Origin of the sequence: Limnohabitans sp. 63ED37-2 (genome assembly GCF_001412535.1) — a bacterium.
In the GTDB taxonomy this organism is placed as follows: Bacteria; Pseudomonadota; Gammaproteobacteria; order Burkholderiales; family Burkholderiaceae_C; genus Limnohabitans_A.
Genome location: NZ_CP011774.1, coordinates 1301853 through 1321390 on the forward strand (window position 1 = coordinate 1301853; position 19538 = coordinate 1321390).

23 protein-coding genes are annotated in these 19538 nt (G+C 60.8%); 18 read left to right on the forward strand and 5 right to left on the reverse strand.

All coding sequences use genetic code 11. The annotated features are described in order from the left end of the window. Positions 1-7 precede the first annotated feature (7 nt). The 14 genes from L63ED372_RS06255 (at position 8) to L63ED372_RS06315 (ending at position 13069) form a co-directional block, all read left to right on the forward strand. Positions 8-688, forward strand: coding sequence for a YfgM family protein (locus tag L63ED372_RS06255; RefSeq protein ID WP_062404408.1), 681 nt, complete (start codon positions 8-10; stop codon positions 686-688). Then, positions 685-1818, forward strand: coding sequence for an outer membrane protein assembly factor BamB (gene bamB, locus L63ED372_RS06260; protein WP_231624581.1), 1134 nt, complete (start codon positions 685-687; stop codon positions 1816-1818). The genes L63ED372_RS06255 and bamB overlap by 4 nt, the downstream gene beginning before the upstream one ends. A gap of 19 nt (positions 1819-1837) precedes the next feature. After that, positions 1838-3178, forward strand: a complete 1341-nt coding sequence (gene der, locus L63ED372_RS06265; RefSeq protein ID WP_062404410.1) for a ribosome biogenesis GTPase Der — start codon at positions 1838-1840, stop codon at positions 3176-3178. A gap of 88 nt (positions 3179-3266) precedes the next feature. Then, positions 3267-3512, forward strand: a complete 246-nt coding sequence (hfq, locus tag L63ED372_RS06270) for an RNA chaperone Hfq (protein ID WP_062404412.1) — start codon at positions 3267-3269, stop codon at positions 3510-3512. 43 nt (positions 3513-3555) lie between these two features. Beyond that, on the forward strand, positions 3556-4752 hold the full coding sequence (hflX, locus tag L63ED372_RS06275; RefSeq protein ID WP_197275332.1) for a GTPase HflX: 1197 nt from the start codon (positions 3556-3558) through the stop codon (positions 4750-4752). 56 nt (positions 4753-4808) lie between these two features. Next, a complete protein-coding gene (gene hflK, locus L63ED372_RS06280) occupies positions 4809-6191 on the forward strand; it encodes an FtsH protease activity modulator HflK (RefSeq protein ID WP_062404414.1) in 1383 nt (460 codons plus the stop codon). Between the two features lie 11 nt (positions 6192-6202). Next, positions 6203-7102: a protease modulator HflC gene (gene hflC / locus L63ED372_RS06285; protein WP_062404417.1), complete on the forward strand. Its 900-nt coding sequence runs from the start codon at positions 6203-6205 to the stop codon at positions 7100-7102. Positions 7103-7105: 3 nt separating this feature from the next. Then, on the forward strand, positions 7106-7291 hold the full coding sequence (locus L63ED372_RS16130; protein ID WP_082431613.1) for a DUF2065 domain-containing protein: 186 nt from the start codon (positions 7106-7108) through the stop codon (positions 7289-7291). Between the two features lie 141 nt (positions 7292-7432). Next, a complete protein-coding gene (locus tag L63ED372_RS06290; protein WP_062404419.1) occupies positions 7433-8593 on the forward strand; it encodes an ATP phosphoribosyltransferase regulatory subunit in 1161 nt (386 codons plus the stop codon). A 17-nt stretch (positions 8594-8610) separates the two neighbouring features. Next, positions 8611-9939: an adenylosuccinate synthase gene (locus tag L63ED372_RS06295; RefSeq protein ID WP_062404421.1), complete on the forward strand. Its 1329-nt coding sequence runs from the start codon at positions 8611-8613 to the stop codon at positions 9937-9939. Between the two features lie 55 nt (positions 9940-9994). Then, positions 9995-10519 (forward strand): phosphoribosyltransferase, encoded by a 525-nt coding sequence (locus L63ED372_RS06300; protein WP_062404423.1) that lies wholly within the window; start codon positions 9995-9997, stop codon positions 10517-10519. A 72-nt stretch (positions 10520-10591) separates the two neighbouring features. Further along, a complete protein-coding gene (locus L63ED372_RS06305) occupies positions 10592-11854 on the forward strand; it encodes a PLP-dependent transferase (RefSeq protein ID WP_062404426.1) in 1263 nt (420 codons plus the stop codon). Positions 11855-11979: 125 nt separating this feature from the next. Next, positions 11980-12822 (forward strand): DUF2189 domain-containing protein, encoded by an 843-nt coding sequence (locus tag L63ED372_RS06310; RefSeq protein ID WP_062404428.1) that lies wholly within the window; start codon positions 11980-11982, stop codon positions 12820-12822. 49 nt (positions 12823-12871) lie between these two features. Beyond that, entirely contained in the window at positions 12872-13069 is a 198-nt protein-coding gene (locus L63ED372_RS06315; RefSeq protein WP_062404430.1) for a hypothetical protein, read from the forward strand. Positions 13070-13088: 19 nt separating this feature from the next. Here the strand turns inward: L63ED372_RS06315 and mnmH are convergent, their stop codons facing one another. Both mnmH and L63ED372_RS06325 read right to left on the reverse strand, forming a co-directional pair. After that, positions 13089-14147 (reverse strand): tRNA 2-selenouridine(34) synthase MnmH, encoded by a 1059-nt coding sequence (mnmH, locus tag L63ED372_RS06320; RefSeq protein WP_062404433.1) that lies wholly within the window; start codon positions 14145-14147, stop codon positions 13089-13091. Then, the gene (locus L63ED372_RS06325) at positions 14144-14794 is read right to left on the reverse strand and encodes an arylesterase (RefSeq protein WP_082431773.1); all 651 of its coding nucleotides are present in this window, start codon (positions 14792-14794) and stop codon (positions 14144-14146) included. The genes mnmH and L63ED372_RS06325 overlap by 4 nt, the downstream gene beginning before the upstream one ends. On the opposite strand from L63ED372_RS06325, the gene L63ED372_RS06330 reads away from it, so the two are divergent. The 3 genes from L63ED372_RS06330 (at position 14793) to L63ED372_RS06340 (ending at position 16680) form a co-directional block, all read left to right on the forward strand. Beyond that, positions 14793-15482 (forward strand): ABC transporter ATP-binding protein, encoded by a 690-nt coding sequence (locus tag L63ED372_RS06330; protein ID WP_062404438.1) that lies wholly within the window; start codon positions 14793-14795, stop codon positions 15480-15482. The genes L63ED372_RS06325 and L63ED372_RS06330 overlap by 2 nt on opposite strands. Before the next feature lie 67 nt (positions 15483-15549). Further along, positions 15550-16284 carry a 23S rRNA (guanosine(2251)-2'-O)-methyltransferase RlmB gene (gene rlmB, locus L63ED372_RS06335; protein ID WP_062404441.1) on the forward strand — a complete coding sequence of 245 codons (735 nt, stop codon included), beginning with the start codon at positions 15550-15552 and terminating at the stop codon, positions 16282-16284. Between the two features lie 45 nt (positions 16285-16329). Further along, positions 16330-16680 carry a hypothetical protein gene (locus L63ED372_RS06340; protein WP_062404443.1) on the forward strand — a complete coding sequence of 117 codons (351 nt, stop codon included), beginning with the start codon at positions 16330-16332 and terminating at the stop codon, positions 16678-16680. A 37-nt stretch (positions 16681-16717) separates the two neighbouring features. Here the strand turns inward: L63ED372_RS06340 and L63ED372_RS06345 are convergent, their stop codons facing one another. The 3 genes from L63ED372_RS06345 to L63ED372_RS06355 are packed head-to-tail and all read right to left on the reverse strand — an operon-like array spanning position 16718 to position 18545. Then, positions 16718-17320 carry a chromate transporter gene (locus tag L63ED372_RS06345; RefSeq protein WP_062404446.1) on the reverse strand — a complete coding sequence of 201 codons (603 nt, stop codon included), beginning with the start codon at positions 17318-17320 and terminating at the stop codon, positions 16718-16720. Beyond that, complete coding sequence (locus tag L63ED372_RS06350) at positions 17317-17913, reverse strand: chromate transporter (RefSeq protein WP_062407742.1); 597 nt, start codon at positions 17911-17913, stop codon at positions 17317-17319. The genes L63ED372_RS06345 and L63ED372_RS06350 overlap by 4 nt, the downstream gene beginning before the upstream one ends. Before the next feature lie 32 nt (positions 17914-17945). Next, positions 17946-18545, reverse strand: coding sequence for an IMPACT family protein (locus L63ED372_RS06355; protein ID WP_062404450.1), 600 nt, complete (start codon positions 18543-18545; stop codon positions 17946-17948). Positions 18546-18630: 85 nt separating this feature from the next. Between L63ED372_RS06355 and L63ED372_RS06360 the strand changes: the two genes are divergently transcribed. Next, entirely contained in the window at positions 18631-19518 is an 888-nt protein-coding gene (locus L63ED372_RS06360; protein ID WP_062404453.1) for a helix-turn-helix transcriptional regulator, read from the forward strand. The last annotated feature ends 20 nt before the right edge of the window (positions 19519-19538 follow it).

Genomic DNA, 19538 nt, shown 5'->3' on the forward strand with positions numbered 1-19538 from the left:
TTACACCATGGCCAAAGCCCTCGACCTCGAAGAACAAGAACAACTTGACCAGATCAAGCATTTTTGGAAGCAATACGGCAACCTGATTTCCTGGGTGCTGATCGTCATTTTGGGCGGCTATGCCGCTTGGAACGGCTACCAATACTGGCAACGCGACCAAGCCGCCAAGGCGGCGGTGCTGTTTGACGAGGTGGAGCGTGCGGTCGTCTCTGGGGATGTGGTCCGTGTGGAGCGCAGCCTGGCCGACATGAAGGACAAGTTTGGTGGCACGCATTACGCCCACCAGGCCGCCATGCTGGCCGCCAAGGCTTTGCAGTCCAAAGACAAGGCCGATGCGGCCCGCGCGGCTTTGAAGTGGGTGGTGGACGGCGCCCCCGATCCAGCGTACCGCGACATTGCCCGTTTGCGCTTGTCAGCTCTTTTGATGGACGCGGGTTCCCACGATGAAGCCCTGACCCAATTGAGCGCGCCTTTCACGCCGGCCATGGCCGGTCTGGCCGCTGACCTGCGTGGCGATGTCTTGCATGCCAAAGGCCAAAAAGCCGAAGCCGCCAGTGCCTACCAAAGTGCTTGGCAGCAGTTGACCGACAGCCCGGATTACCGCCGCTTGGTTCAAGCCAAGCTCAATGCCTTGGGCCTCGATCCCCAGGTAGCCACCCCGGCCAATGCCTCAGGAAACACCAAGTGACCACTTTGTTGACCTCTGCTTGCAATCGTTGGCTGGCTTGGGCCAGTTTGGCCTTGTTGTCGGCTTGCTCCAGTGCACCTGACAAGCCCCAGCCGGCGCCTTTGCCTGCGGTCAGTGGCACGTTCAAGCTGCAAAAAGCCTGGACCAACCAGGTCGGCGAGGTCAGCACACCGCTCATGGCCTCGGTGCATGGCCAGCAAGTGGCCGTGGCCTCTACCCTCGGCCAATTGGCCCTGATCGATGCAGGCACAGGCCGAGACGTCTGGCGTCTGAACTTGGGCTCACCCATTCAGGCGGGCGTGGGTGGTGATGGCCAGCGGTTTGCCGTGGTCACGCGCAACAACGAACTCGTGACCGTCGAGTCTGGCCGGGTCCTGTGGCGTCAGCCCTTGCCAGCTTTGTCTTACACCCCGCCATTGGTGGCGGGTGCCCGTGTTTTTGTGTTGACAGGTGACCGAAGCGTGAGCGCCTTTGATGGCGCCACTGGGCAGAAGCTTTGGACGCAACAGCGCTCGGGTGACCCCCTGGTGCTGCGCCAGGCCGGCTTGCTGATGCCTGTGGGCGACCAGTTGCTGGTGGGGTGGGGCGGACGTCTGGCCTCCCTGAACCCGACAACGGGCGGTGTGCGCTGGGAAACCCTGGTGGGCAGCACCCGCGGCACCAACGAAGTCGAACGATTGGTTGACTTGGTGGCGGGTGCCAGTCGGGTGGGCAACTCGGTCTGTGTGCGTGCATTCCAGGCCTCAGTGGCCTGTGTCGATGGCAGCAATGGCCGGATGGCCTGGAGCCGTGCCGCACAGGGACACCAAGGCCTGGACGGTGATGCCCAAACCCTGTGGGGTGTCGAGTCCGATGGCAAGGTGCTGGCTTGGCAACGCGCTTCGGGCACGCCGCTGTGGACACAAGAAGCCTTGCGTTTTAGGGGCTTGAGCTTGCCTTTGGCTTGGGGCCAAGCGCTGGTGGTGGGGGATCAGGACGGTTGGGTTCATGCCCTTTCGCCCAAAGATGGACAGCCCTTGCAGCGCATGGCCACCGATGGCAGCGCCATCACCGGCCGACCCGTGGCCGTGGGTCAGACTTTGGTGGTGGTGACACGCACCGGGGGCGTCTTCGGATTTCGCCCTGAATGATGGATCGGAAAATTTTTAAGTGAAACCTGTTCTGGCCCTCGTTGGCCGCCCCAATGTGGGCAAATCCACGCTGTTCAACCGCCTCACCAAGAGCCGGGACGCCATCGTGGCCGATTTTGCGGGTCTGACCCGAGACCGCCATTACGGCAATGGCAAACAAGGCCGTCAGGAATTCATCGTCATCGACACGGGCGGTTTTGAGCCCGATGCCAGTGCGGGCATCTACAAAGAGATGGCCAAACAGACCCAGCAGGCTGTGGCCGAGGCTGACATCGTCATTTTTGTGGTGGACGCGCGTGGTGGCTTGTCAGCACAAGACCACGACATCGCTAAATACTTGCGCAAGATCGGCAAGCCTTGTTTGCTGGTGGCCAACAAGGCCGAAGGCATGCTCGAAGGCATTCAGCTGACCGAGTTCTATGAGCTGGGCCTGGGTGAGGTGATCGCCATCTCGGCCGCGCACGGGCAGGGCACACGCGGCCTGGTCGAGCTGGCTTTTGAGTCGCTGAATCTGCCCGATGAACCCGAAGAAACCGAAGAAGACCCCTCGGTCATCAAACTGGCGGTGGCCGGTCGCCCCAACGTGGGCAAGTCCACCCTGATCAACACCTGGCTGGGCGAAGAGCGCTTGGTGGCTTTTGACATGCCGGGCACCACACGCGACGCGATCAGCGTGCCTTTTGAGCGCCAAGGTCAAAAATTCGAGCTGATCGACACGGCCGGTTTGCGCCGCAAAGGCAAGGTGTTCGAAGCCATCGAGAAATTTTCGGTGGTCAAAACCCTTCAAGCCATTGAGTCGGCCAATGTGGTCTTGCTTTTGCTTGACGCCGAGCAGGGCGTGACCGATCAGGACGCCCACATCGCTGGTTACGCGCTGGAAAGCGGCCGCGCGATGGTGCTGGCGGTGAACAAATGGGATGCGGTGGATGAATACCAGCGCCAGTTGGTGCAGCGCTCAATTGAAAACCGCTTGCCATTTTTGAGTTTTGCCAACGTGCACTTCATCTCGGCCAAGAAGCGTCAAGGTTTGGGGCCGGTCTGGAACTCGATTGTGCAGGCTCACAAATCGGCCATGTGCAAGATGAGCACGCCCATCTTGACGCGCTTGCTGCTCGAAGCGGTGCAATTCCAAAGCCCCCAGCGCGGCGGCATGTTCCGCCCCAAAATGCGTTACGCCCACCAAGGCGGCATGAACCCGCCCGTGATCGTGATCCACGGCAATTCACTGGAACACGTCACCGACAGCTACAAGCGCTTTTTGGAAGGGCGTTTTCGCAAGGCCTTCAATCTGTCGGGTACGCCGTTGCGAATTGAAATGAAAACATCTACAAATCCTTTTGCGGACAAAGAATCCAGCTGATATTTGTGGAATTGCCTTTTCTATGAGGGTTACCCCCTGACCCTGTGGTAAGGTCAAGGCTTCAAAACTTCTGAACACGGAGAATATCGTGAGCAATAAAGGTCAACTTTTGCAAGACCCCTTCCTGAATGCGCTGCGCCGTGAGCATGTGCCGGTGTCTATCTATTTGGTCAATGGCATCAAGTTGCAAGGTCAAATTGAGTCTTTTGACCAGTACGTAGTGCTTTTGCGCAATACGGTCACCCAAATGGTTTACAAACACGCCATCTCGACCATTGTCCCCGGTCGCTCCGTCACATTCAGCACGCCCGAAACGGGTGAAATCACCGCTTGATGCGGTTTTTACTCGCCCGGTGGTGTGATGTCACCGCTGGAGGTTGCTGACATTGTCTGAAACAAAATCCAACCAAGTCGCGCCGACCTTGCTGGTCGGCGTTGACTTTGGACTGCCGCATTTTGACGGCGAACTCCAAGAACTCGGTCTTCTGGCCGAATCCGGTGGCTTGAAGCCCGTGGCCCGCCTGACCTGCAAACGCAAAGCTCCAGACCCCGCACTTTTTGTCGGCAGCGGCAAGGCCGACGAGATCAAAGAGCTGGCCCTCATGCACGGTGCCGTTGAGGTCTTGTTCGATCAAGCCTTGAGCCCAGCGCAACAGCGCAATCTGGAGCGTCACATCGGTTTGCCGGTGAACGACCGCACCTTGCTGATCCTGGAAATTTTTGGCCAGCGTGCCCGCAGCCACGAGGGCAAACTGCAGGTGGAACTGGCCCGGCAGCAGTACCTGAGCACCCGCTTGGTGCGCCGCTGGTCTCACCTGGAGCGCCAAAGCGGCGGCATCGGTATGCGCGGTGGCCCGGGCGAGACCCAAATCGAACTTGACCGCCGCATGATCAACGACTCGATCAAGCGCATCAAGGAGCGATTGGTCAAAGTCAAAAAGCAGCGCAATACCCAGCGCCGCCAGCGCGAACGCCGCGACACCTTCAACATTTCATTGGTGGGTTACACCAACGCGGGCAAGTCCACCTTGTTCAATGCGCTGGTCAAGGCGCGTGCTTACGCGGCCGACCAGTTGTTTGCCACGCTGGACACCACCACGCGCCAGTTGTATCTGGGCGAGGCGGGCCGCTCGGTCTCCTTGTCTGACACGGTGGGTTTCATCCGTGATCTGCCGCACGGTCTGGTCGAAGCCTTCCAGGCCACTTTGCAAGAAGCCACCGAAGCCGATTTGCTGCTGCATGTGGTGGATGCGGCCAACCCTGATTTTCCGGAGCAGATGGCCGAAGTGCAAAAAGTGCTGGCCGAGATCGGTGCCTCCCAGGTGCCGCAGCTGCTGGTCTTCAATAAACTCGATTCTCTGCCCGCTGAGCGTTACCCCTTGCAAATGCAAGACCAGTACGAACTCGATGGCCATGCCGTGACGCGTGTGTTTCTGAGCGCACGAAGCGGTGAGGGGCTGCCCCTTTTGCGCTCGACCCTCGCCGACATCGTCAAGGCCGCGCTGCCTGCAGCCGAGTCGCCAGAGCCCGATCCCCGTGACTTGGACCGGGAATATCCCGGTGACCTGCCTTGAGTGGCCCTTAAATTCGGCACAATGCTGTTTCGTCATCCAGACAAAGACAAAGAACCATGAATTTTCACCTGCCAGCCCTGCGATGGTCCTTGCTGCCCGCAAAGATACGAGGCATGTTCAATTTGAACGACCCACGCTGGGGTCGTGACGATGACAAATCTTCCGGCGACTCAGGCAACAAGCCATCGGGCGACATGCCGCCACCCAGCCCAAAGCCCGATTCTTGGCAGCCCCCTCCCGGCCGCGCTCCACAGCAACAGCAAAGCGGACCGCCTGATCTGGACGAGTTGTGGCGCGACTTCAACCGCAAGCTGGGTCAGATTTTTGGCGGCAAAGGTGGCCCCCAGCGTCCTCAAGGCCCTGGCGGCTCTGGCGGTGGTTCGGGCGGCCCTGAAATCCCGGCCTTCATCAAGAACCTGGGCATTGGTGTCATTTTGGGCGGTGCTTTGCTCGTCTGGTTGGCCACGGGCTTCTTCATCGTTCAAGAAGGTCAGCAGGCCGTGATCACCCAGTTCGGCAAATACCACTCCACCGTGGGTGCGGGTTTCAACTGGCGCATGCCTTACCCCGTACAGCGCCACGAACTGGTGTTTGTCACCCAGATCCGTTCGGTGGACATAGGTCGAGACAACATCATCAAGGCCACCGGCCTGCGCGAGTCGGCGATGCTGACCGAGGACGAGAACATCGTCGAGATCAAATTCGCTGTGCAGTACCGCTTGAACGATGCACGCGCTTATTTGTTCGAAAGCCGCAACCCCACGGAAGCTGTGGTGCAGTCCGCAGAGACCGCTGTGCGCGAAGTGGTGGGCAAGATGAAGATGGATTCGGCCTTGGCCGAAGAGCGCGACCAGATCGCCCCCCGCGTGCGTGAAAAAATGCAGACCATCCTCGACCGCTACAAGGTGGGCATTGAGGTGGTGGGCATCAACTTGCAGCAAGGCGGTGTCCGTCCGCCCGAGCAGGTGCAAGCCGCTTTTGACGATGTGCTCAAAGCCGGTCAAGAGCGTGAACGCGCCAAAAACGAAGCACAAGCCTACGCCAACGACGTGATCCCTCGCGCTGTGGGTGCTGCGGCACGTCTGAAGGAAGAGGCCGACGCTTACCGTGAACGCATCGTGGCGCAAGCCGAAGGTGATGCGCAGCGCTTCAAGACCATCTTGCCCGAGTACCAGAAGGCACCTCAGGTCATGCGCGACCGCATGTACACCGACACCATGCAGCAGATCTACAGCAATGTGACCAAGGTGTTGGTGGACAGCAAACAAGGCTCCAACCTCTTGTATTTGCCACTCGACAAAATCATGCAGCAGGTTTCACAAGTCACACCGCCCGCCCTGGATGTGCCCCCAACGACCGCCAATGCGGCTGGCAATGGCACGGTGGATACCCCTCGCTCCCGAGAACTCGAGCGTTCGCGTAGCCGCGATCCACGATAAGGAATAAAACAATGAATCGCATCGGATTGTGGATTTCGAGTTTGCTGGTGGTGTTCGCACTGCTCAGCTCTACATTGTTCGTGGTAGACCAACGCCAATTTGGCGTGGTTTACGCATTGGGTCAGATCAAGGAAGTGATCACCGAGCCGGGCCTGCACTTCAAACTGCCACCCCCCCTGCAAAACGTCAATTACATCGACAAGCGCTTGCTGACGCTGGACAGCCCCGACAACGAGCCCATGCTCACGGCGGAAAAGCAGCGTGTGGTGATCGACTGGTACGTGCGCTGGCGCATCACCGACCCACAGGCCTACATCCGCAACGTGGGCCTGGACGAGAAGGCTGGTACCAACCAGCTCAACCGCGTGGTTCGCAATGCTTTCCAAGAAGAGATCAACAAGCGCACCGTCAAGGAGTTGCTGTCCCTCAAACGCGAAGAGCTGATGGACGATGTCAAAGCTGCTGTGCTGTTGGTGGTCAAGGGGTCCAAGCCTTGGGGTGTGGACGTGGTGGATGTGCGCATCACCCGTGCTGACTACGTGGACACCATCACCGAGTCGGTCTACCGCCGTATGGAAGCCGAGCGAAAGCGCGTGGCCAACGAGCTTCGCTCCACCGGTGGTGCCGAGGGCGAAAAAATTCGCGCTGACGCTGACCGCCAGCGCGAGGTGACAATCGCCAATGCCTACCGTGATGCCCAGAAGATCAAGGGTGAGGGCGATGCCCAAGCGGCCCGTTTGTACGCCGAATCGTTTGGCCGCGACCCTCAGTTTGCGCAGTTCTACCGCAGCCTGGAGGCTTACAAGGCCAGCTTCAACAGCAAGGGCGATGTGATGGTGCTGGACCCCGGCAGTTCCGAGTTCTTCAAAGGCATGCGCGGCACGCCGAGCGGTGCACCCGCCCGGAAGTAAATCTTGCTCGACACCCTCCTGCTCGCCTTGGGCCTGATGCTCATCCTGGAGGGCTTGTTGCCCATGATTTCGCCGCGCCGTTGGCGCGGCCTCTTTGAGCAAATGCTCCAACTCCAAGAAGGGCAGATTCGATTTTTCGGCATGCTCATGGTGTTGATTGGCCTGGTGGTGGTCTGGTTTCTGGCCTGAGGCCATGCGATCAGGCGCCAGTCCATCGCGGCCTCGTTTTTGCCAAGTCACTGGATTTGGACAATTTGCCAATCTCTTTGCCGGAAATGCGCCTGGCAACCCGGTAAAATCTGGTTTTTAACCGTCTCCCCCCATCCCCTCATGTCTGCTTGGGTCCTCCCGGATCACGTTGCCGATGTCTTGCCTTCTGAGGCTCGCCACATCGAAGAACTCCGCCGCGAATTACTGGACACCGCCCGTGGCTATGGCTACGAGCTGGTGATGCCGCCGTTGCTGGAGCATTTGGAATCCCTGCTGACCGGCACGGGTGAAGCCCTGGATTTACAAACCTTCAAATTGGTAGACCAACTCTCGGGCCGCACCTTGGGTTTGCGTGCCGACACCACCCCTCAGGTGGCACGCATCGACGCCCATTTGTTGGGCCGCACGGCCTTGACCCGTCTTTGCTACTGCGGGCCGGTGCTGCACACCCGCCCCGCACGCCCCCACGCCACCCGTGAGCCGCTACAACTGGGTGCCGAAATTTATGGCCATGCTGGCCCCGAAGCCGATCTGGAAATCCTGCAACTGGCCCTCGACTGCCTGGCCGCGGGCCGCGCCACGGGGCTGCAGGTGGACCTGGCCGATGCCCGCATCGTGAACCGCTTGCTGCAAGGCCAGCCCTTGAGCGAAGCACAGCGCCACGACATCCATGCGGCCTTGGCCACCAAAGACGCTTCGGCCTTGGCCCGTTTGAGCGTTGGTCTGCAGCCTGCAGCGCGTGATGGTCTTTTGGCCCTGGTCGATTTGTATGGTGATATCAGCGTCTTGGACCGCGCGGCCTCGCGCTTGCCAGACCACCCAGAAATCACCCAAGCCTTGGCGCAGCTGCGTTGGTTGGCTGAGCAGATCCCGGGTGTGGCCGTGAGTTTCGACCTGGGTGATTCGCGTGGTTACGCTTACTACAGCGGCATGCGCTTTGCCATTTACGCCAAAGGTGCATCCGACGCTTTGGCCCGTGGCGGACGCTACGACGGTGTGGGTGCGGTCTTTGGTCACCGCATCGACCGCGACCGCCCGGCCGTGGGCTTCAGCCTCGATTTGAAAGAATTGGTGGCAGCCGTTCAGCCTTTGGCTTTGCGTGCCGCCATTCGCGCTCCTTGGGGGCAGTCGGCTTCCTTGCGTGCGGCCATCGCTGCGCTGCGCAGCCGGGGCGAAACCGTGGTCTGCGTCTTGCCAGGCCACGAAAGCGAAGTGGACGAATTCCATTGCGACCGCGAGTTGATCGAAGCGGCAGGGCAGTGGTTGGTACAGGCTCTTTGAGAAAGAACATTTCAAGCATGAACAAGTTGCAAGGCCGTAATGTGGTCGTGGTCGGCACCCAATGGGGCGACGAGGGCAAAGGCAAACTGGTCGATTGGCTGACCGAAAGCGCCCAGGGCGTGGTGCGTTTCCAGGGCGGCCACAACGCAGGCCACACCTTGGTGATCAATGGCGTGAAAACCGCCTTGCACCTGATCCCCAGTGGCATCATGCGCGCAGGCGTCAAGTGCTACATCGGCAACGGTGTGGTCTTGTCGGTGCCCAAATTGCTCGAAGAAATTGCAGGTCTTGAGAAGGCTGGTGTCGAGGTGCGTTCACGCTTGCGCGTGAGCGAGGCTTGCCCACTCATCTTGCCTTACCACGTCGCTTTGGATGTGGGCCGCGAAGCCGCCAAGGAAAAAGCCGGGACCGCCAAAATCGGCACCACTGGCCGCGGCATTGGTCCTGCCTACGAAGACAAAGTGGCCCGCCGTGCCCTGCGCGTGCAAGACCTGAAATACCCAGAGCGTTTCGCCAACAAGCTGCGCGATAACCTGGCTCTGCACAACGAGATTTTGGTCAACATTCTGGGCGCTGCACCCGTGGACTTTGACACCACCTACAACGAAGCCATGGCTTACGCCAAAGAGCTGCTGCCCATGGTGGCCGACGTGTCGCGCGAGTTGAACGACGCGCACAAGGCCGGTGCCAATTTGCTGTTCGAAGGCGCACAAGGCACCTTGCTCGACGTGGATCACGGCACATACCCCTTTGTGACATCCAGCAACTGCGTGGCGGGCAATGCCGCTGCCGGAGCGGGCGTGGGCCCAGGCATGCTGCACTACATCCTGGGCATCACCAAGGCTTATTGCACCCGTGTGGGCGGTGGCCCATTCCCGACCGAGCTCGACTGGGAAACCCCCGGTACCCCCGGCTACCACATGTCGACTGTGGGTGCTGAAAAAGGCGTGACCACGGGCCGTTCACGCCGCTGCGGCTGGTTCGATGCGGCCTTGCTCAAGCGCAGTGCGCAGGTCAATGGACTGAGCGGTTTGTGCATCACCAAGCTCGATGTGCTCGATGGCCTCAAAGAATTGTGGCTGTGCACCGGCTACGAGCTGGACGGTGAAACCATCGACATCCTGCCCATGGGCGCGGATGAGATTGCCCGCTGCAAGCCGATTTACGAAGTGATTCCCGGCTGGACCGAGACCACCGTGGGCGTGACCGAGATGGACAAGCTGCCCGCCACGGCCCGTTATTACTTGGACCGCATCGCAGAAGTCACAGGTGTGCCTGTGCATGTGGTGTCCACCAGCCCAGACCGTGACCACACGATCTTGTTGCACAACCCCTTTGCGGCCTGAGTTTTTCAGTTCGCGAGACCTATCGATCTCAACCCTGATTTTTTGGAGTGACCCCATGTTGACCGAAGACGGCAAGCACCTGTACGTGAGCTACGACGAGTACCACAACCTGATCGAAAAACTCGCGATCAAAATCCACCAGTCCGGCTGGAAATTTGACAACATCCTGTGCCTGGCCCGTGGCGGCATGCGCCCAGGCGACATCTTGTCTCGCATCTTCGACAAGCCTTTGGCCATCATGTCCACCAGCTCTTACCGCGCCGAAGCCGGCACGGTGCAAGGCCATTTGGACATCGCCCGTTACATCACCACGCCCAAAGGCGAGATTGCTGGCAAAGTGCTCTTGGTGGACGACCTGGCTGACACCGGCCACACCTTGCGTGCGGTGGTTGACCAGCTCAAGAACAACTACAAGCCTGTGACCGAGTTGCGCACAGCCGTCATCTGGACCAAAGGTGTGTCCACCTTCAAGCCCGATTATTCGATCGAGGACCTGCCCACCAACCCCTGGATCCACCAGCCCTTCGAGCCTTACGACAACATGCGCCCCGAAAAGTTGATGGAAAAGTGGCGCGTCTGATCTGCCTCGGACTTTCCCTGAGTTGACCTGCAACAGCCTCCTTCCGGAGGCTGTTTGCATTAGGATGTCCGGATGCAAAACGACACGCCAAAAACGCTCCGCGCCCCCAGCACCACGGGTCTGATTCACCACCCCTACACCGCGCCTGCAGGGTTCGACGCCCCTCAGCCGGGGGTGTTCAAGGCCTCGACCGTTTATTTCCCCACGGTGGCCGACATGCGCCAGCGTGAATGGAAAGACAAGTCTGCTTATACCTACGGCCTGCACGGCACCCCCACCACGTATTTGCTGGAAGAGCGTTTGAGCAGCCTCGAAGGGGGGCTGCAATGTGTGCTGGTGCCCAGCGGCTTGGCGGCTTTGGCCCTGGTGGCTTTGGCGGTGCTCAAAACCGGCGACGAAGTCCTGATCCCGGATAACGCTTACGGCCCCAACAAAGCGCTGGCCGATGGCGAGTTGCGCCACTTTGGCATCACGCACCGCTTTTACGACCCGATGGACCCGGATGACCTGTCCCGCCAGATCACGGCCAGCACCCGCTTGGTGTGGCTCGAAGCGCCCGGCTCGGTGAGCATGGAGTTTCCTGATTTGCCCGAGATGGTGCGCCGCTGCCGTGAGCGTGGTGTCTTGTGCGCCTTGGACAACACCTGGGGCGCGGGCCTGGCCTTCAAACCTTTTGATTTGCTGGGTGATGGCGATGGCTTGGGCGGGGAGGGCAGCTTGGCCGTGGACATCAGCGCCCACGCGCTCACCAAATACCCCAGCGGCGGCGGCGACGTGCTGATGGGCAGCGTCATCACGCGAGACGCGGCTTTGCACCTCCAAATCAAACTCTGCCACATGCGCTTGGGCCTAGGCGTGGCGGCCAACGACGCCGAAACTGTGCTGCGTTCCTTGCCCAGCATTGGGCTGCGTTATGCCGCGCACGACCAGACCGCCCGTGCATTGGCCGCCTGGTGGCAAACGCAGCCCCAATGCGCACAACTCATGCACCCGGCCTTTGAAGGCGCTCCCGGCCACGTTCATTGGCAAGCCCTGTGTGACCGCGTGCCCGGCACGGGCCTGGCGGCGGGCCTGTTCAGTGTCATGATCGATGCGCGTTTCAGCCAGGCTCAGGTGGACGCGTTTTGCGACGGCCTCAAGCTCTTCAAGATCGGCTACAGCTGGGGTGGCCCGGTGAGCCTGGTGGTGCCCTACGACATCGCTTCGATGCGACAGGCTTGGCCCGGTCATTTGAAGCCCGGCACCCTGGTGCGTTTTTCGACCGGTCTGGAGTCGGCCAAAGACTTGATTCTTGACCTGCATCAAGCCGTGCAGGCGCATCTTCCCATGGCTTGATCACGAAAGTGACAGAGTGGGCACTTTTGTGCCCTAAGACACGCGCTCTTGGGGGTTTCCTGACTGGTCAAAGACTGCCGGTGGGGGTAATCTGAAAACCCTTGTATTTTCAGATCGACCGACCCATGAACGCCGAAGCCAAGTCTCTTGAAGCGGTTCAAGAATCGGACCTGCCCACCATGGCCACGCCCTATGTGCCGCCGCCGCCCGTTGGGCCGCGAGCGCACATGCGGCCCTTGGGCTTTACCGATCCTTTTCGCTGGCTGGCTCGGGGCCTGCAGGACATGCGCCACCATCCGGGCATTGCGTTGTTTTACGGCCTGTGTTTTTGGGGCATGGCGCAAGTGCTGGCCATGGTGTTCAAGCACAAGCCCGAGTACACCTTGTCGCTGGTCTCGGGCTGCTTGCTGGTGGGGCCGTTCATGGCCATGGGCTTGTACGAGGTCAGCCGCAAACGTGAGCGAGGCGAGTTGCCCGAGATGGCCTCGTCACTCATGTGCTGGGACCAACACATCCGCAGCATGGCCATGTTGGTGCTGGTGTTGATGGTGCTCGAGCTGCTGTGGGGCAGGGCATCCTTGGTGGTGTTTGCGGTGTTCTTCAACACCGGCATGCCCTCGACCACGGGGGTGATCGAGGCGGTGTTCAACCCACAAAATCTCGAATTCTTGATGGTGTACCTGGCGGTGGGTGGGGTGTTCGCCGCGCTGGTCTATGGCCTGTCGGTGGTGTCGATTCCCATGATTTTGGACCGCGACACCGATGCCATCTCGGCGGTGATCACCAGCATGCGGGTGGTTTTTTCGCACCCAGGCGTGATGCTGCTGTGGGGTCTGCTGCTGAGCGTGTTGGTGCTTGTGGCCTTGTGGCCATGGGCGCTGGGCATCATCGTGATTGGGCCGTGGTTGGGCCATGCCAGCTGGCATGCGTACCGGGGCAGTGTCGAGTGGGAAGAGGGTCCTGAATAAGGCCCTGAATAAGCTGTTACATTGGGCAGCTCAAATTAAAGGAGCCATCTTGGCCACACCCAACTACGGATTCGAAAAACGCCAGAAAGAACTGGCCAAGAAACGCAAAAAAGAAGACAAGCTCAAGGCCAAGTCCGACCGCAAATCGGGCCTGTTGCCCGAGGACGGGTCCGAGGTCGATGGAGATGAGGGCGATGCCAACACAGCAGCGCCGGGCGCGACAGAGTCGTCCACACCCGCGGCTTGAAGCAAGGGCTCAGCACCGATCAAGGGGCTTGGGCCAGGTCCTTTGCCAAAGCCAGCATGTCCGCCATGCTGTGGCTTGCAGGGGTGACATGTGGGGCTTGGCTGTAATGCACAAAGTTGTTGCCTGTCGAGGTTTCATACCCCGGGTCGTAATGGCCTGAGAGCAATTCGGTCACCACCTCGCGCATTTCACCCCGCTCAATGCGCTCTTGCCAGCCTTGCACCACCGCTTTGCCACGCAGGGCCGTCAGCCGCTCCAGACGGTCGCCAAACAGGGCGCGGTCTTGTGTGAAGAACGCATAGTCTTCCAGCAGCAAATTCACCCGGTTCTCCAGCGACAAGTCCACCCGCAGGCAAGTGCTGGCCCGCATGGCTGCCATGAGCGCATCGGGCACGGCGAGATTGCCCACTTTTTTGCTCTCGGCTTCCACAAACACCGGGCGATCGGCGCTGAATCCGCGCAAAGCATTCCAGACCTGGGTGTCAAACGCCTTTTGTGTGGGCTGAGGTGTGCCCGGAATCAAGCCTAAAACCGAGCTGCGGTGGCAGGCAATGGCTTCCAGGTCCAGCACCTGCGCGCCTTCCTCGGCCAAGGCTTGCAGCAAGCGTGTTTTGCCCGAACCGGTGGGCCCACACAGCACCTTGAAATGCAGGCGCTGCGCCTGGCGGGGGGTGTCTTCCATCACCTCTTTGCGAAAGGCCTTGTAGCCGCCCTCGATCAGGTGCACCTTGAAGCCGATCTGACCCAAGATCAGCGCCAGCGAGTTGCTGCGCTTGCCCCCGCGCCAGCAGTACACCAGGGGTTGCCAGTTGCGCGGCTTGTCCATCACCTGGGTTTCGATGTGGCGAGCGATGTTTTTGGCCACCAGCGCCGCGCCGATTTTTTGGGCCTCAAAGGGGCTGACCTGCTTGTACAGCGTGCCCACCTTGATGCGCTCTTCGTTGTTGAGCGACGGCCAGCTCAGGGCGCCGGGCAGGTGGTCTTCGGCGTGCTCACCTTCCGATCGGGCGTCGAGGATCGCGTCAAACTGGTCCAGTTGGGCCATGGCCTCTGAGGCCGGGATCAGGTGAAGGCTCATTTCAGTTGTCTCTTCAAAGTGGGCCAGACGTTGGCCAGCATGCGCGGCTGGGCCGCTTCATTGGGGTGGATGCGGTCGGCCTGGAACCATTTGAGCGGATCGGGGTCGTCACCCACACCTTTCAAAAAGAAGGGCACCAGCGCCGCCTTTTGGTTTTTGGCCACTTGGGCATACGCTGCTTCAAACTGGCGGGCCATGTCGGGGCCGTAATTGGGCGGCATTTGCATGCCCAGCAGCAGCACCTGGGCCCCGGCCGCTTGGGCTTGTTGGGTCATGGCCAGCAAATTGCCTTGTGTCATATTCATGGGCAGGCCGCGCAGCGCGTCGTTGCCCCCCAGCTCAATGACCACATGGCTGGGCTGGTGGCGTTTGAGCAAAGCGGGCAGTCGAGAGCGCCCGCCGGAGGTGGTCTCGCCGCTGATGCTGGCGTTGATGACTTCCACGCCCGGTTTTTCTTTGTCCAATTGTTTTTGCAACAAGGCCACCCAGCCGGTGCCCCGGGTCAGGCCGTATTCGGCACTCAGTGAGTCGCCCAGCACCAAAATGCGCTGCGCTGACGAGGCTTGAGCTGACGCGGCAAAGCCCCAGCCAGCCAGGGCCAGCAGGGTCCAGTTAAAGTGACGACGTCTCAACAAAGGTTTGTGCATGCCTGAATCCATCATTGCCGTGCGTGGCGTTTCCAAAAGTGTGCAAGATGCCAGTGGGCAACTGGACATTTTGCGCGATATCGATTTCTCATTGAACGCCGGGGAAACAGCCGCCATTGTCGGTGCTTCTGGCTCGGGCAAAAGCACACTGCTGGCCATCCTCGCGGGGTTGGACACGCCCAGCACCGGGCAGGTGGTGCTGGCGGGGCAATCTCTGTTTGATTTGTCCGAAGACCAACGTGCCGCTGTGCGGGCCCAACATGTGGGTTTTGTGTTCCAGAGCTTTCAGCTCATGCCCAACCTCACGGCCCTTGAAAACGTGATGCTGCCCCTGGAGCTGGCCGACCGGCCCGATGCCCGCAGCACCGCCACCGCCATGCTGCAGCGCGTCGGCTTGGGCGAGCGCCTGAAGCATTTGCCCAAAGTCTTGTCGGGTGGTGAGCAGCAGCGCGTGGCCCTGGCCCGCGCATTTGTGGTTCAGCCCGATCTGCTGCTGGCCGACGAGCCCACCGGCAGCCTCGACCACGCCACGGGCGAGGCCATCATGGACCTGATGTTTGCGCTCAACCTCGAGCAGGGCACCACCTTGGTCTTGGTCACACACGACCGGCAGTTGGCCGCGCGTTGTGAGCGCAGCCTGGTGATCCAGGCCGGTCGTTTGAGCGAGTCATTCACCACGCCAGTCTGAAGCGCTTTAGTTAAGCAGACGCCTGGTGTTTTGTCCCGCCCAACGTGGGACCAACGATAATCCTTGGATGTCATCCCACAAAGTGCTGTTCGGCTTTCATGCCGTGGGCGTTCGCCTCAAGATCGCCCCCCAATCCGTTGTTGAAATCCATTACGAGGTCACGCGCCGCGACGCCCGCATGCGGCAGTTCATTGACAAAGCCCGTGATTCGGGCATGCGCATGATCGAGTCGGACAACGAGCGCTTGGCCAAACTGGCCGGTGGCCATGGCCACCAAGGCGTGGTGGCCGTGGTGGCACCCTTGCCGCAAAATCATTCGCTCGACGACCTTCTCGACACCGTGGAAGGCCCACCTTTGCTCTTGGTGCTGGACGGCGTGACCGATCCGCACAACCTGGGTGCTTGTCTGCGTGTGGCCGATGGCGCGGGTGCACATGCGGTCATTGCCCCAAAAGACCATGCGGCTGGCATCAACGCCACCGTGGCCAAGGTGGCCAGCGGCGCGGCCGAGACCATGCCTTACTTCATGGTCACCAACCTGGCCCGGACTTTGGGCGAGCTCAAGGAGCGCAGCATTTGGGTGATTGGCACCAGCGATGACGCGCCGCGCAGCATTTACCAAGCCGACCTGAAAGTGCCCACCGCCTTGGTGCTGGGGGCCGAAGGTGCGGGCATGCGCCAGCTGACGCGCAAGAACTGTGACGAGCTGGTGAGCATCCCCATGCGAGGGGCCGTGGAGAGCTTGAATGTCTCGGTGGCCAGTGGCGTGTGCTTGTACGAGGCTTTGCGCCAGCGCAGCTGAACCTCTGGATTCATTCAAGAAAACCATTCAAAAAGGGAGCCTGTCATGACCAAAAACACCAGCCGAATCGCTCTGATTCTTGCCGTCGGCGCAGCCAGCCTGTTGGCCGCCTGCACCCAAGAGCAGCAAAACAAAATCAGCCGCGGCATCCAGAACTGGACCGGCACCAACGGTGTGATGGAGGTCTATGCGGGCGAAAAATTGGTGCGCCGCTTCATCAAGGTGGACAAAGTCAGCACCGCTTTGGGCACAGACGATGGCAAACCCCGTGCCTACCGCTATGGTTATGGCGTGCTCGATGAGAACTTCAATTTCGAGGTCGATCCGGGCGAGAAAAAAGTCTATTTCGAGGTCAGTGATTACTCGAACACCGTGTTCTTTGAGAGCCCACGCTAAGAACCGTGGCTTTGCGCTGAGGGTTGCGGCTTGCGCGTCACACCCAGCCCAGAGCCCCGAGCAGTGCACCTGCACCGATCAGCCACAGCAAGTGGATGCGGGTGCGCCAGACCAGGCCCATGGCCACCAGCGTCAACACCCACAGGGGCCAGTCGTGCATGGGGTCGTTGTGGCTGGCCGTGAGCAGCCAGCCCGTGGACACCAGCAGCGCGATCACCACAGGCGCCATGCCCAGCTTGAAGGCCCTCACGCCGCGGTTGTCGCGGTGCTTGTGGGCCCAGCGCGTGGTGGTGTAAGTCAAGATGGAGGAGGGCAGCATGATGCCGAGCAGGCTGATCAGCATGCCTAGCGCAGACAAGGCCACACTGATCCAGCCGCCGCCCAGGCCCGCGCCCGCATTCAGTCCCACGTTCCAGCCCATCAAGCCCACAAACAACACATTCGGGCCCGGGGCCGATTGGGCCAGCGCAATCGACGAGCTGAATTGTTGCTCGGTCAGCCACTGGTTTTCGTCCACCAAAAAGCGATGGATGTCGGGCGCAAGGATGATCGCGCCGCCCACCGCCAACAAGGACAGCGACAGAAAATGGTTGAACAAAGCCAGCCAGTCGCCCATGCTCAATTGAAGCTCCAGGATCATGGGGCGGCCTTTGGAGTGTTGGCTTGGCGTGTCAATTGCAAATAGGCCCAGCCACAGGCCAAGCTGCCAATGCCCAACAGCACCCAAATGAGGGGCCAGCGCAACAAACTCACGCCGATGAAGGTGCCCAGCATGATCGCAGCGCTCACGCCGATCCCGATGGGGTTGGATTTGAGGGCGGGGATGAGTTTGACGCCCGTGGCCGCAATCAAGCCCGCGGCAACAGCCCCCATGCCACGCAAGGCCCCTTGAGCCCATGCCAGATCAGCCACGCTGCCAAATGCCAGCGCCAGCACCAGCAAAACGGCTGTGGGTGCGGCCAGCATGCCCGCCAGGGCCGCCAATGCGCCTGCCAAACCGAAATAGCGCCCGCCAATCATCAAACAGAAGTTGATCACATTGGGGCCCGGCAGAATTTGGGCCACAGCCCAGTCCTCGACAAATTGGGCTGGGGTCATCCAGCGTTTGCGCTCGACCAGTTCGCGTTGCACCACCGCCAACACCCCACCAAAACCCTGCAAAGCCAAAAAGGTGAAGGACAAAAACAGATCGGTCTTGGACTGCGGACGGTTCAGAGGGAGTTCTTCAGTCATGCTGGCATTATGGTGCGGTCCGCCGTGTCTGTTCATGGCGCACTGTCACCTTCTAGCCAGACCAATTGGCCCCGGCCACTCTCGCTCAACCGAGCCACCCACTCGGCCGCCTGGCTTTGGGGCAGCGCAAAACGCAAGGTAACCACACTGCCGTGGCTCACGCCCAGTAAGGGCGCTTGCGCCAGTTCCAGCTCGCGCCTGACCAGGCCTTCCAGTGCATAAGGGACGCTGCACGCCAATGTGGTCTGCACAATGAGCGGGACTTTTTCGGCGCTGAGCAGCGCCTGGGCCACCGCATCGGTGTAGGCCCGCATCAAACCACCCGCGCCCAGCTTGACGCCGCCAAAGTAACGCACCACCGAAGCCATCACGCCCTGCAGGTCTTGGTGGCGCAACACTTCCAGCATGGGGCGCCCGGCCGTGCCGCCCGGTTCGCCATCGTCGTTGGCCGCCGATTGGCCCCCGGCCAGCAAGGCCCAGCACACATGGGTGGCGTCGGGGTGTTCGGCCTTGAGCTGCGCCACCCGGGCCTGAGCCTCGTCGCGTCCCGCGACCGATTCAACACAGGCGATGAAACGGCTTTTTTTGATCACGAGTTCGTGCTGGGCAGGGCGGGCGAGTGAAAAAGGCATCGATCAAGAATACCCGAAGGACGCCTGTTTCTGTCCTCTTGCAGGCTCTGCGCCACAGTGGCTGCGTCACCGCTAACATCGCCCCATGACCTGTCCCGACTGCTCCCCCACGTCCGCACCAGCGGGCCATTGGGTTTGCCCTGCCAACCCTGCGGCCTCGCCCGAGGTGCCACTTTGGCAGGTGGCGGCTTTGATGGGCAAGTTGGGCGCCTCCGACCGACACGCCGTGGCCGAAGAGATCTTGCGCTTGTTGGCCACCTGGGTGCCCATGGCGCAATGCACGATTTTTTCTTTTGAAGGGGCAGGGCGGCCACGCACCCTGGCGGTGGGCGACCGGGCGCGAACCCGTGCCTTGCCCGACATTTCTCAGGCCTATGTGCAGCGCTTTTACAGGCTCGATGGCGCTCAGCTGGCCATGCAAGCACACCACCAGGCCGCCCTCAAGGCATCACCCCAGCAGCCGCACATTGTGCTGCACCGGCAAGCTGCACACGACGTCCAGCACCCGGATTACCGGCAAATTTGCTATGAGTGGCCGCGTGTGGCCGAGCGGCTGGCCATCTTGTCGCTGCACGAAGGGCGTCGCTGGTTGTCGGTCAACCTGTACCGGGGACTGGAGCACGGCCTGATGACCGAGCCCGAGTTGGCCACCGTGCAGGCGCTGGCCCCTTTGATCGTGCAGGCTGTGCGCCTGCACTACACCGGGCAAGTGCTCAGCGGCGATCTGATGGCCTTGCTGCTGGACCGCCTCGCCCTTCGCGGCCCGGCGCTCAGCCCACGCGAGCTGGATGTGGTGCGAGCTCTGCTGCAAGGTCTCAGCACCGAACAGCTGGCCGAGCGCTTGGGCTTGACTTTGGCCAGCGCCCAAACCTACACCAAGCGCATTTACCGCAAGCTGGGCGTGGCGGGCCACAAAGCCCTGGTGGCTTGGTTGCTCGCCCCAGAGGGAGCTGGGTCTGTCCCCAAAAGGTAACGGTCTGTTCGGGGGCTTTT